Source organism: Mycolicibacter icosiumassiliensis (genome assembly GCF_900078685.2).
In the GTDB taxonomy this organism is placed as follows: Bacteria; Actinomycetota; Actinomycetes; order Mycobacteriales; family Mycobacteriaceae; genus Mycobacterium; species Mycobacterium icosiumassiliensis.
In genome coordinates this window covers 2,492,908-2,505,949 of the sequence record NZ_LT546166.1, presented here as the reverse complement: position 1 = coordinate 2,505,949, position 13,042 = coordinate 2,492,908, and the positions used below count along the sequence as shown (strand labels likewise).

Here is a 13,042-nt window from a genome sequence, read left to right as displayed (position 1 = left end):
GATGCGAATTCTGGTTTCCGGCGCGGGTATGGCCGGGCTATCCGCGGGTATCAATCTGGGCAATGCCGGTCATGACGTCACCATCGTCGAACGCGCACAACACCTTCGGGTCAACGGATCACCGATTGATATTCGCGGTGACTCGCTGGCCGTGGCCCGGCAGATGGGCGTTCTCGATGAGATCCGGGCACTACAGGTCGACATGACGGCGCGCAGTTGCTTCGTCGACGACAACGGCGACCGGGTGGCCGATCTACCGGTCGAGGACATCAACGATTCGCCCGACGACACCGAAATCGCTCGAGAAGACCTCGCGCATGTGCTCCGCAAGGCCCTCGGGCCGTCCGTCGCCTTGACATTCGGCGAGTCCATCGCCGAACTCCGCGATGACGGTCGCGGCGTCCACGTGCGGTTTGCTTCTGGCGAGCGGGGCCGCTACGACCTCGTCGTCGGTGCCGATGGTCTGCACTCTGCCACCCGCAGGCTCATTTTCGGCCCCGAGCGCCAATACCTGCGTCATCTCGGCTTCTACACCGCCTTAGCGAACTTGCCGGACTACCACGTCGACGGTGCTCCCAACCCGATCTACAACTTCCCGGGGCGCATGGCCGGGATCGTCACCTATCGCGATGTGGCGCTGGCGGTGCTGAGCTTCCGCTCATCCTGGATCGATTACGACTACCAGGACCTTGATGCGCAAAAGCGCATTCTCACTGAGGAGTTCGCCGGACACGACCGGTGGCGGGTGCCCGAGCTGCTCGACGCGGCATGCCGCGACCCGGAGCTGTACTTCGACTCCATGAGCCAGATCCACATGCCGTCGTGGCATCGGGGACGGGTCGTGCTCGTCGGCGACTCCGCTCATTGCGCATCCCCACTATCCGGGCGGGGTACCAGCCTGGCCATCACCGGAACATGGCTGCTGGCAAAGGCATTGTCCGAGAACGCCAAGGACCTGGAAGCAGCGTTCACCCAGTATGAGCGTGATCAGCGCCCGCACGTCAGCTATGCCCAGGGCACGGTAGGTGCCGGCGGGGACCTGTTGGTGCCCGCCACCCAGGCAGCTATCGACGCACGCAATCGCCTATTGGCTCAAGCCGGCTGAGTCCGTCAAGACCGAATGCTGTTTAGCCCAAGCCGGAGTCAACCAGCGATCGCCGCACGGTGCTGCTGGGCCACCGCAGCCGACTCAGCCAGTCGGGGGCCACGACGGCGTGGCCGTCGAGCCGCTGGGCCGACGACGGGTGCAGCCCTGCCAGCGACGCCCGCTGGTTGCCCGGCTGCGGGCTCAGACCGCGTAACGGTAGACCAACGGGCTGGGCGCCGGTGCGGAATGCGGCTGCGAAGGCCAGGGTCTGATCGTCGCCGGAGCCGGCGACCTCCAGGGCCGTCCAGGTTTCCGGTGCCGGGTAAGACCAGACCTTCGCCAGCAGGTCCGGCAAGTCGTGTCCGGGTGTAAGCCGGTATGCGGCAAGGTGGTCGCCGCTTTCCTGCACGATCCCGTGCCAGGTCTCGCGGGAGCCTGCGGCATCCAGCCGCGGGATGTCGCCGGGCTCGACGGCGCTGGCCGCCCAACCGGATTCGCGGAGGTGATCGGCGAGTCGGCGGGCCACAATCGCAGCGGTCTTGTCCAACGGGATGTCCGGGGAACGGGCCTGCAGCGCAGCGAGATTGTCGACGGCTGAGAAGGTCAGCCCGATCCACGTGGCCCGTTCCCGCACGCCGCCATGGTCCCCGACGTCGCGGCTGGTGACCCGGATCGTGTCGGCTCGCAAACCGTAGCGGTCCAGATAGCGGGCTATCAGCGGCAGTGGAAGCGCATCGGTGTCGTCGTGCGGTGCCGCGATACTCAGCAGCGCGGTGACCCGGGGATCGGTGACGGTTCTACGGATCCGGCGTTCTCCGTGCCTGCCGCGGTTGAGTGCCACCCGGCGCCGCAGCAGCGTGGTCAGGGGTAACCCACGCCAGCGCACCAACAAGGCGGCGACAACGGCGACGCCGATGGCCAGCACCCAACGCTCGCGGGTCGAGTGCCAGGGGTAGGCGGCAGTCGCGGCCACGGCAGCGAAGAGCACCAGGGCGATTCGGCCGGTACCGGGCCAGGATGATCGGTGGGTACTCACGGGGTGGTCTCCTTTCTACGGCGCGCCCCGATTGCGGCGGCGCCCACGATCAATCCCAGCGCGGCTGCGCCGCCGAAGGCGACGAGCTGCGGGGTGTAGTTCTTCGGTGCCGGTTGCGGCGGCAGGGCCGCCCGTTTGACCGGCTCCGCGTTGGGGACCGGTCCGGCGGGCAGCTGCCAGGTCAATGCGGCCACCGGGTCAACGGCTCCGGCGCCGAGAAGGTTGGACGGTGCGCGGGCCGTGTTGTGCGCGGTGGCGGTGAGTCGGCGGATCACCTGTGCCGCGCTCAGTTCGGGATACCGGCTCCGGACTAGCGCCGCGACGCCGGCCACATAGCCGGACGCGTAACCGGTCCCGCTGAGCGGCACCAGTTTCTGCCTGCCTCCGAGTAGCGCGTTGGCCAGGCCACCGTCGTCGCGGTTGCTCACCGACACGATGTTCTCTCCGGGCGCGGCGACACCGACCCATGGTCCGGCTGTCGTGAATTTCGAGGGCTGGCCGCCAGGTGCCAGCGATGCCACCGACAGCACATAGGGTTGCCAGGACGACGGGATCGACACCGATGCCACGGTCCCCCAGCTGCGCGGGTCGTCGGGTCGGCTCAGATCGGTCAACGGGTTGGACTGGCAACCGGTTCCACTGCCGGCCGACCCGGCGGCGCCACTGTCGCCGGCGGCGGCGATCACAACGGCGTCCTTGTCGACCGCCGCATAGCGAATGGCCGCACCGAGTTCGGACTGGTCGACGTTGCGGTCCGCGGCCACGCAGTGCACCGCGGAGACGGTGATCACCCGCGCACCAAGATCCGCGGCATGCACGATTGCCCGGCTCAGGGCCGTCACGGTGAAGGCCGCCTGCGCCAACTCCGGATCACCGTTGGAGGTTGCCGGGGTGATCTTTGCAGACGTGGCGCGCAAGGACAGCAGCCGTGCCGCGGGCGCGACGCCGGCGAAACCGTCGTCGCCGGGCTGGCCGGCAATAAGCCCGGCGATCAGCGTTCCGTGCCCGTCGCAATCGGTGAGGCCGTCGGTGGTACCGATGTAGTCGCCACCGGGCTCGATGGCAGGCAGGCGCGGGCCGGGCCGCACCCCGGTGTCGATGACGGCCACCGTTTGGCCGTCGCCGCGGGAGAACTGCCACGCCGCGGGCAGATCGATCTGCCGTTGCGCGGCAGGGGGATCCTTGAGATCGGTGCCGGCGGTGAGCTCGGTGGTGCTGCACTCGCTGTTCTGCCTCTTATACACCTGTGCCGCTGCCGCCAAGACCGGCGGGGGCGTCCACAGCGTCGCGACCAGGACCCCGGCCGCACCGCCGAGCCGGATCGCCCGGGAGAACCCCGGTGTCGATCCGATTCGAGTACGGCTCATCGATCGAGAACCCAGGCGAAGATGCCTACCAGGTAGGCGATTACCGGTATCAGCGATGCATCCAGACCCGAGGCAAGGAAACCGACCAGTCGGCGTACCGGCAACGAATAGCTGCGCGGATCGGCGACTGCCGGAACCGCGGAGGCCAACACCCATGCTGATACCAGCACGGCGAGCACCGCTACCGCGATGAGCGCGGCAAGGTAGCGGCCGGTTGCGCCGTAGAGCACCAACAGTGCCACCGTCACCAGGTAGGGCTGGGCCAACAGCCAGGATTTGCTCGCGGCCGAATCCCACACCCGTGCGCGCAGCGCAGCCGCTACCGCATTGGCCACCACCGCATACCATCCCCACACCGGAACCGTTTCGGGTTGAGCGGCAATCGCCAACGAGCCAAGGGCGCCGAGCAGCACGCCACCGGCGACGAATCCGGTTTGGTAACTCTCGCCCGCCTGCACCCGACGCGGCAGGTCTTCCAGCACCCGCAGTGACGGAGCTGCCGGGGTCGGATCTCCGGGCGCGGGGATGACCGGCAGCGGCAACCGTGCCCACAACGCAGACAGTTGGGGAGCCGAGACGGTGAGCAACAGGGCCAGCACGAGCAGGCCACCGCCGATGCTGCCAAGCGGCAACGGCCACAGCGCCTCGACCGCAGCCGCCAGGGCGACGCCTGCACCGACCACGGTTGTCGCCGTGAAGAATCCGAGGTCACGGCGTGAGCCGATGACGCGAATCGACGACCACGCAGCAATGCCGGCGGCTCCCAGCGTCACCTGCGCCGGACCGAACTGCCCCGGCACCACCAAGGCCAGGGCCGCGGCGATCGGCGCCAGCGCGGCTGCGGACAACGCTCCGTCATACGGTGGGCGTGCGATCAACGCGGCGAGCACGGCAAGTACAGCGATCGCGCCGGCCGCGAACAGGCCTGCCGGGGCTCCGGTGACCACCCGATAGGTGACAGCCAGACCCGTTGCCGCCAAGACCAATCCGACAGCAGACCCGAGTGCTCCGGCTCCGATGTGCCGCGGCCCCCAAGGCTTGCGCCGAGAGGTCGAGAAGATCACCGCGGCATCCGCGATGTCTTCGACGATGCCGGGCGCCGAGGGACCGGAAGGCACCGGCTGCAGGGCCAAGAGGTCGCCGTCGACCACGCCGACGGTGTCCAGGCTGGCGTCCAGGCTGAAAGGTGCGCCACCGATCGGCGCAAGGCTGAGTCGATCGGTGTCGCCGGCACTGTCCTGGGCCTCGTCGGTCGGCGCGACCAAACGCTGTACGGTGGGCAGGATTTCGCGCAGCGGTAGGTCCGCGGGCAGAGCGATCTCCGTCAGCCGACTCTCGGCCAGCACAGCAATCCGCACGATCGGTATCACAGCGTTGGCCATTACGGGGTCCTCAACTTCAGAAGGGACATGGGTTCTTCTCCTAGCGCGTCAAGGTGTGGCTGAATGTTGGGTTGACTAGTTGTAGGTAGGTGGGTTCGTCGTTGTCGGTGAGTAGGATTGCTCGTCCTGCGGGTAGGCGTGCGAAGCGTTGGCCGCGGATTTTGCCGCTGTCGGCGGGGTTGCCCGAGAGCATCAGGGTGGTGGCTTGTAGGTCGTTGAGCCGCCGCAGCAGGGGGTTGGTCATCAATGCGTGCGCTGAGCCGGTAGCGCGTGCGGTGACGATGACCCGCAAGCCGAGATCGCTTGCTTGGGAGAGCAGTTCGATCAGGGTGCTCCAGGGTCGTTGCCCGGCGTAGGGGCCGGTCAGGGCCGGGGTGTCGGGGATGGCATCAACATCGTCGATGATCAGGTAGTGGGTGTGCCCTTCATAGCTCCAGGCCGCCAGGTCCGCGGCGGACAATCCTGCTGGGGGGCGCCGGGAGCCGATCAACGCCGACAATCCGAGCATGGCCGGGATGACCCGATCGACGTTGGCGGTGTACTCGTTGTCGCCGAACAGGGGTTCATCGACCAGGTGCAGGCGCCGGTCGATGACGGTGAACGCGACCTGATCAGCGGTGGAGTGTTCGCGCACGGTGCGGATGAGGTGACGCAGCAGGGTGGTTTTGCCGGATTTGGCGTCCCCGAGCACCAGCAGCAGCGGGTTGGTGGTGAAGTCCACCTGCACCGGGGCCAGGTCCTCTTCGCGGACCCCGATCACCACATGATCGACCGCGGGGTAGAGCACCCCGACTTCTTCGGGGGCCAGGTTGGTCGGCAACAACCGCACCGGCGGCGCCGCCAAACCCGGATGGCGAGCATTGATCGCCTCGATCTGGCCCAGGTCGGGTTGGGCGATCAAGAAATGCTCGGCGGCCATCGTCAAACCACGACCCGGCTGATTAGCCGGCACCGCTTCGGCGGGGCGGGTCAACGCCCCCGCAACCCGCACATTGCTGTCACGGGCATCATGCAACTTCAGTTCCAGGCGTAGGCCGAGCCCGTCGCGCATAGCCAGCGGGACTTCCAGCCAGCTGGGGGTGGTGACCACCACATGGATGCCGTAAGCCAGGCCGACGTTGACCAGTTCGGTGACCTTGGCCAGCAACGGATTGCGGGTGTTGAACGCATCGGTGTTATCGCGACTGAACGCATACAGATTGTCGATCACCAAGAACACTTCACCGTAACCGTCGTTGAGGGCACCGATGCTGCCATCACGGAACGCTTCACGCTGCTGACGTGCGGTCAACAATTGTTCGAGTTCACCGAAGGTGCGCCGGATCCGCTCAGGCTCCAGGCCCGAGGCGACACTGCCCACATGCGCCAAACCTTCCAGGGCCCGCAGCTGGCCGCCGCCGTAATCCAGGCAGTAGAAACTGACCTCCCGCGGCGAATGCAAGGCCGCGGCCGACAAGATGAATTTCGGCTCCGGCAGGGCGTGCATCACCACCGACCGCGACCGGGCCGGCGGGTCATAAATCCCATCGACATACGTACTGCGGAACTTGATCGGCGCCGCCCCCGGGGCCGGCACCAAAAAGCCCTCACCTTTATGTTCCTTACCCGATTCGATGTGATAGGCGTCCTCGACGCCGATGATCTGCCGCGACACACTGGCCGAGGCGACTTTCAGCCCGATCCGATACGAGGTGTTCTTGTCGATGTCCTTGATCTTGCCCACATCCAGGGTTTGCGAGGCGAACAAAATATGGATCCGGAACGAACGGCCTTTACGCGCCACATAATCGAACAACTCGGCGTACTCGGGATGATCAGCCAACATCAACGTGAACTCATCAGCCACGATGAACAGGGTCGGGATCGGCGCCAAATCATGCCCCGCCGCGATCGCCGCCTCATACTCAGTCACCGAATTAAACGCACTGCCCTGCACCGCACGGCCCGCCTCACGCACTTCTCGGGTTCTAGGCCGGAGGCGACACTGCCCACATGCGCCAACCCCTCCACGGCCCGCAACTGCCCGCCGCCGTAATCGAGGCAGTAGAAACTGACCTCCCGCGGCGAATGCAGGGCCGCGGCGGAGAGGATGAACGTCTGCAATGCCGTGGTCTTCCCCGACTTGGGGCCCCCATGAATGAGCAGGTTCCCCGAGGCCGAACGGGCATCAAAGACCAGCGGGTCACGGCGCATCTCAAAGGGTTTGTCGATCTGCCCCAACGGCCACCGCAACGCCCGCTCACTGATCCCCGCCCCAGCCAACGTCGCCGCCAACGCGATCGGCTCATCCAAGGGCGGCAACCACAACGCCGGGGCCTGCGGACCGTAGTTCGCCAACTGCTCGCCGATGGTGGCGATCAACTTGCGGGGCGGACCCACCACCTCTTCCTCGGCCTCAACGATCGTGGTCTGCTGCCCCGAATCAACGGCCCCGGCGGTGAACAATTTCGGCTCCGGCAACGCCTGCATCACCACCGCCCGCGACCGCGCCGGCGGATCATAAATCCCATCGACATACGTGGAACGGAACTTGATCGGCGCCGCACCCGGGGCCGGCACCAAAAAGCCCTCACCTTTGTGCTCTTTACCCGACTCGATGTGATAAGCGTCCTCGACCCCAATGATCTGCCGCGACACACTGGCCGAAGCGACCTTGAGCCCGATCCGATACGACGTGTTCTTGTCGATGTCCTTGATCTTGCCCACATCCAACGTTTGCGACGCGAACAGAATATGGATCCGGAACGAACGACCTTTACGGGCCACATAATCGAACAACTCGGCGTACTCGGGATGATCAGCCAACATCAACGTGAACTCATCAGCCACAATGAACAGTGTCGGGATCGGCGCCAAATAATGCCCCGCCGCGATCGCCGCCTCATACTCAGTCACCGAATTAAACGCACTGCCCTGCACCGCCCGACCCGCCTCCCGCAGCAACAACTCCCGCCGCGCCACCTCACCGCGCAGGGTGTCGGCGAACCGGTCCGCCAACGAGCGCTTCTCGGCCATATTGGAGATCACCGCAACCACCTGCGGGAAATGCCGGAAAATGTCCGCGCCGGCCTCCCCCTTGAAATCGGCGTAGATCACGATCAACCGATCCGCCGAATGCGTCGTCAACAGTGACAGCAGGATCGCCATCAACGTCTGCGACTTACCCGAACCGGTCATCCCGATCATCAACCCATGCGGACCCATCCCACCCTCGGCCTCATCCTTGAGATCGAAGAACAACGGCTCCCCCGTCGCGGTCACCCCAATCGGCACCCGCAACTCCTGCTCACGCGTGCGCGGCGCCCACAACGCCGGAACATCCAGGCGCGAGGCGTCGGCAATACCCAACAACGTGGTGAAGCTGGCACCCCGGGTGCCGGCCGACCGCAACCCGGCATGCGTCGGATTGGAATCCCACCGCGACAACCGGCGCGCCAGATGCGCCGCCTCCTCCACACCGAGCTGATCGGCGTTATCGACATAACGCTGCCAACCACCAGAATGCCAACGATCAATCGACCCCCCACCCGCGCTGATCCGCAGGATCGGACGCTCCGGATCGGAATACTGCTCCCGATTGGGCTCGATCGTGCTGCGCTGGATGACGGTCACCCCGGCGCGGGCCGAACCCAACACCGAAGCCGCCACATCAAAATCGGGATCATCAATGATCACCAACACATGCCGCGCGCTCTCACCGGCCTCACCGGTAAACGCCGGGCGCGTCGCCAGCACCGGCGCCAACAACGACACCAACTCCTCACCGCTGGTCGCCAAATACCGGGCCGGACCCACCCCATCAACCTGGCCAGCAATATCAGCATGCGGCAACCACTTCAACCAGCTCCACGCGTCCGACTCCAACTCCGCAGAGGCCAACGCCACCCCCAACATCGTCGGGTCATGCCAGCTCACCGCCTGAGCCACCCACGCCCGCACCGCCGCCCGCACCTCCGCGGCAGCGTCCTGGCCCTGGCCGAGCACACTGATCCGCGACAACTTCCCCACATCCACACCCACGGGCACATCACGCACCGTGCGCTGGGTATCAAGCAAACTGCGCAACGCACTGTGTGAGACCGGCTCCAAATCAATCTCATCAGCGGTATCACTCACCCGCACCGCACTGGCCAACCCCACCGCATGGCGGCCCGTACGCACCACCAAAAAATCCTCATCATGCGGATCGCGTTCCCACTGGCGCCGCGAACCCGGCACCGCCACCAAATCCACCGGATCCGGATGCGACCACTCCGCCGCCGCCCGCTGCTTAGCCGCCGACCCCCGAATGTTGTCGCGGACCACCGACAAATACCGCAAATAATCCGCCCGCTCGGCATCCACCTCCACCGTGCGGGCCTTCTTATCCCCACCCCGATAAATCCCCGCCGCCGCCACCAACAACGCAAACGGGAAAAACAACATCACCGGAGACACCAACCGCATCCCCGTCGCAACCATGGCAATCACCATGCCCACAATCAAAATCACAATCACCACCGGCAACGCCCGCTGCAAAAACGACGCCGGAACCAACCGCGGCAACTCCGGCGGCGGCTCCACAGTGATCGTGCCCCGATCCGTCACCGGCACCGGCAACCGACGACGTGCCTCAAAAATCAAACGACTCATCGGGACTCTCCACCACTCGAAACGCCACCCAACTCACCCGTCACACGACGCACCGCACGCCCATCAGGCGCCAACCCGTCATGAGCCAACAACGCATCACCACGCGACAACACAGGACCCACCGCAAACTGCGACAACACCGACCACGGAATCGGCAACGCCGGCTCACTCAAACCCAACGCGCCGATGGTGTCCCCCTCACCCCCACTAGTACCGGACTCAGTGTTAATCCCATACCGCACACCGGTATCAGAAACCCAAAACAACGGACCCACACTCGCATTAGCCGCCGGATCACCATTGACACTCTGAACGAAATAACCCGACCCCGGCGCCAACGCGAACGAAATAACCCGACCCCGGCGCCAACGCCACCCGTGCCGCGGTACCGCCCACCCCAGCACCCACCAAATCCAACGTGCGCACACCCTCACCCAACGGCAACGTCGAACCCGACAACAACGTCAACGAACTCATCGACGCCCCCGCAGGCTTACTCCACTGCGCACACGTCACCGGCGCCGACACCGCATCAACCACCATCACCGGCCGCTCCGGAAAACGCGACACATCCAACACCCGCGAAACCGGCAACCGCGCAACATCATCAGCACCCAACACCGGCGGCCGATCCAAACCCAACGAATCCGAATTACGCAACACCGCCGCCACCACACCAGAAATCGGCTGCAACCCATCGGATAACACCGCGTAGTAACGCAGGGCGGTATCGGAACTGTCGTCGATCTCATGCGTGACGACCACCGAGCCGATGGCTACCGGTACCGGCAATGCGAACGGCGGCGGACTTCCCGCATCGGGGATCACCGGCGCCTCCAGCGCGGGCGCTTCCGGAATCGCGTTGAACAATCCCGGAGCGATTGGCCGAGGCCTCGATGCGCCCGCGTCCAATCCCAGTGCGGCGGTGACGGCCCGGTCGCCGAGGTCGATCCGGCTGCGCTTCCCGTTCCAGAGCAACCATGCGCCGGCACCGTTGTCGACCAGCACCGCATGCTGCGCACCCAAGGCGTCAGCGCGACTCCCGTCGGTGTCCAACCGTCCGGCGATCAACGTCACGCCCCCGGCGCTGCCGGACGCCGCGTCGCACACCGTCCAGTTCGCATCGGCATCTGTGTTCTGCACCAACCGCTCCGGTGCACCCGGAATGCCCAGCAGGTTGCCACGCGGAAACTTGTCCAACACGGCAGCTTTCACTGCAGTCGGGTTCACCGGACGTCCCGCGACCAGCTGCGCGGAGGTGAGGTTCAGCACCGGGTGCAGCTCATCTCCGACGCGCACATACAGCGCCGACGTGGACCGGTCTGCCAGGACGGGATCGTTGCCGGCTGATCCACCCGGCCGAATCAAAGACAGGGCAAAGCTACCGGCCACTCCGGTGGCCAGCAGGACCACCCCCATCAATACCGAACGGGACTGGGTGCGCAGCGGTTCCACGAGCATCCGGGTGTCATGCAGGGCTAGGCCCGAGGCAATCCGACGCATGACGAACTGCCAGCCACTGACCTGATGCTTGGTGACAAAACCGCGCCGGTACTCGACCCGGTCGGGGTTCTCGTTGACCGGGGTCCGCGAGGCGAACGAACGCCGCCCGTCTTCGGCCAGATCGGACCGGTCCGAATGTGTGCTCATACCTTGGCCTCCAGGCCCAGGCCACGCAGCAACGGCGTCACCGAGTTACGAACATCTTCGGTCGTAATGGTCATGAGTTCCTCGTCGGTGAATGCCTCGGTGCCAGCTTGTTCGGAATGATCGAGCCGGAACTCGCGTTCCTCCTCGGAGCGTTCGACCAGGTTTCGCACGAAGCGGCCGTTGCCGGCGATGTCCAGACTGCGCCGGTCGACTCCGTTGGCGTCGGGGTGCGACGCCTCGGCCAGCTGACCGAACAGCGCCTGCAAGTCTTCTTGCGCACTCGGTTCGAAGACGCTGTCCCGGTGCTCGGCCATCACCGTGGCGATCTCGACCAACTCGCCCGCGGTGTAGGACGGGAAGTCGATGCTGCGAGAAAAGCGGGACCGCAGACCTTCGTTGGTGTCCAGGAATCGATCCAGGTCAGCCCGGTAACCCGCGATGATCACCACCAGCCGGTCACGGTCGTTCTCCATCCGCGCCAGCAGCGTGTCGATGGCGATCAGCCCGAAGTCGTTCTTGGCCCCGGTGGCCACCAAGGCGTACGCCTCATCGAGGAACAGCACGCCATCAAGCGCACTGTCGATGACGGCGTTGGTCTTGGCCTCGGTCTCACCGATGTGCTGACCGATCAGGTCGGCACGGTGTACCTCACGCACATTCTCTTTCTTCAGCAGGCCCAGGCCGCAGTAGATCTTCGCCACCACACGAGCGATGGTCGTCTTACCCGTCCCGGGAGGCCCGGCGAAGACCAGGTGATGGGCGCGCTGGGCCACGGCCAGACCATGCTGCTCACGCCGGATAGCCATCGCCACCGAACTTTTCAGCCGCTGCACCTGATCCTTGACCTCATCGAGACCGATGAACTCGCCGAGTTCACGCTCCGCTTCGGCCAGCAGCTCCGCCTTGCGCTCATGCGCGCCAGGATCGATGAAATCGGCTTCGTTGGGCTCGGTGCCGCGGTCCCAAGGGTCGGTTCTCGCCGCTATCCGATCCGCGGTGGTCGTGATGATCCCGAAGCTGCGGTCCAGCAAGGCATGTTGAACCTGCTCGTTCTCCGGGTTGGCGGCATAGAGATCCTGCAGCACCTCGGCGGCAGATTCCTCGTCGTCCTGCGCGCGCAGGACCAATCCCTTGGCCAACGCCCCGTCGGTGGCCGCTGCCGCGATCGGCCCCTCCGGCTCCTCCAGGTACGACAACGCCGGGGCATACATACCCAGCCGCGCCAGCGCAGATCCCAGGGCGATCTTGGCCGCATGGGCGAACAGCTCGTCCAACTCCGGATCATTGACAATGGGGGTCAACAGCTTGACGACATCCGACCATCGCTCGGCGCGATAGTGGATCACCGTGGCGAGCCAACGGGCATCGCGGAAACCCGGTCGGCGCTCGGCGATCTCGGCGACCAACCGGTACGCCTCTCCATATCGGCCGGCCGCGGCCAGCGCGCCGGCGTACGCCAGTGAGAAGTCGTCGGGTTCGGTGGCACGGAACTGCAGATACAGGCCAGAGTCGTAGTGGAAGCCCAGCGCACCGTGCTGCAGGTCGAGCTGCCGTTGCAGCGCACCCACCGTCGGCGCGGTAGTCCAGACCGCCTCCACCACCCGGGCCGACGTGTCGCCGGCAGCGGCCAGTCCCACCCACGCATCGCATTGCTCGTGGGCCACACGGGTCAGCGCGGCGAAGCCGGTGCGGGCCGCGTCCAGGTCGGCGGGCCGTTGCCGACCGTGGACCGCGATACCCAACGCCCGACTGCAGGTGGCGAACCGGCTGACGATGTCGGCATCCACCTTGGTTGTGCGGGTACGCGCCTCCAGCACGCCCACGTCACGGTTATTCATTCTTGAATCACTTCCCACTCAATGCTGCACGGCCCGGGGCGAACGGTGGC

The 13,042-nt window shown here is 65.7% G+C and carries 5 protein-coding genes and 3 pseudogenes; 1 reads left to right on the top strand and 7 read right to left on the bottom strand.

Annotation, left to right across the window (positions count from 1 at the left end):
• Position 1: 1 nt before the first annotated feature.
• Entirely contained in the window at positions 2–1,105 is a 1,104-nt protein-coding gene (locus BN4346_RS36015) for an FAD-dependent monooxygenase (protein ID WP_067972707.1), read from the top strand.
• Positions 1,106–1,127: 22 nt separating this feature from the next.
• On the opposite strand, the gene eccE is transcribed toward BN4346_RS36015, so the two are convergent.
• The 7 genes and pseudogenes from eccE to eccA all read right to left on the bottom strand — a co-directional run bounded on the left by eccE (position 1,128) and on the right by eccA (position 12,992).
• A complete protein-coding gene (gene eccE / locus BN4346_RS36010) occupies positions 1,128–2,123 on the bottom strand; it encodes a type VII secretion protein EccE (RefSeq protein ID WP_067972704.1) in 996 nt (331 codons plus the stop codon).
• On the bottom strand, positions 2,120–3,490 hold the full coding sequence (mycP, locus tag BN4346_RS36005) for a type VII secretion-associated serine protease mycosin (RefSeq protein WP_067972701.1): 1,371 nt from the start codon (positions 3,488–3,490) through the stop codon (positions 2,120–2,122). The genes eccE and mycP overlap by 4 nt, the downstream gene beginning before the upstream one ends.
• A complete protein-coding gene (gene eccD, locus BN4346_RS36000) occupies positions 3,487–4,872 on the bottom strand; it encodes a type VII secretion integral membrane protein EccD (protein ID WP_067972698.1) in 1,386 nt (461 codons plus the stop codon). Before eccD ends, mycP begins: the two co-directional genes overlap by 4 nt.
• Before the next feature lie 40 nt (positions 4,873–4,912).
• A pseudogene (eccCb, locus tag BN4346_RS35995) lies at positions 4,913–6,334 on the bottom strand (type VII secretion protein EccCb); the annotation flags it as partial.
• 485 nt (positions 6,335–6,819) lie between these two features.
• Positions 6,820–9,504 (bottom strand): annotated as a pseudogene (gene eccCa / locus BN4346_RS35990) (type VII secretion protein EccCa); the annotation flags it as partial.
• Positions 9,501–11,154: pseudogene (gene eccB, locus BN4346_RS35985) on the bottom strand (type VII secretion protein EccB). The pseudogenes eccB and eccCa, both read right to left, overlap by 4 nt.
• Positions 11,151–12,992, bottom strand: a complete 1,842-nt coding sequence (gene eccA / locus BN4346_RS35980) for a type VII secretion AAA-ATPase EccA (RefSeq protein ID WP_067972695.1) — start codon at positions 12,990–12,992, stop codon at positions 11,151–11,153. The pseudogene eccB and the gene eccA overlap by 4 nt, the downstream one beginning before the upstream one ends.
• Between the last annotated feature and the right edge of the window lie 50 nt (positions 12,993–13,042).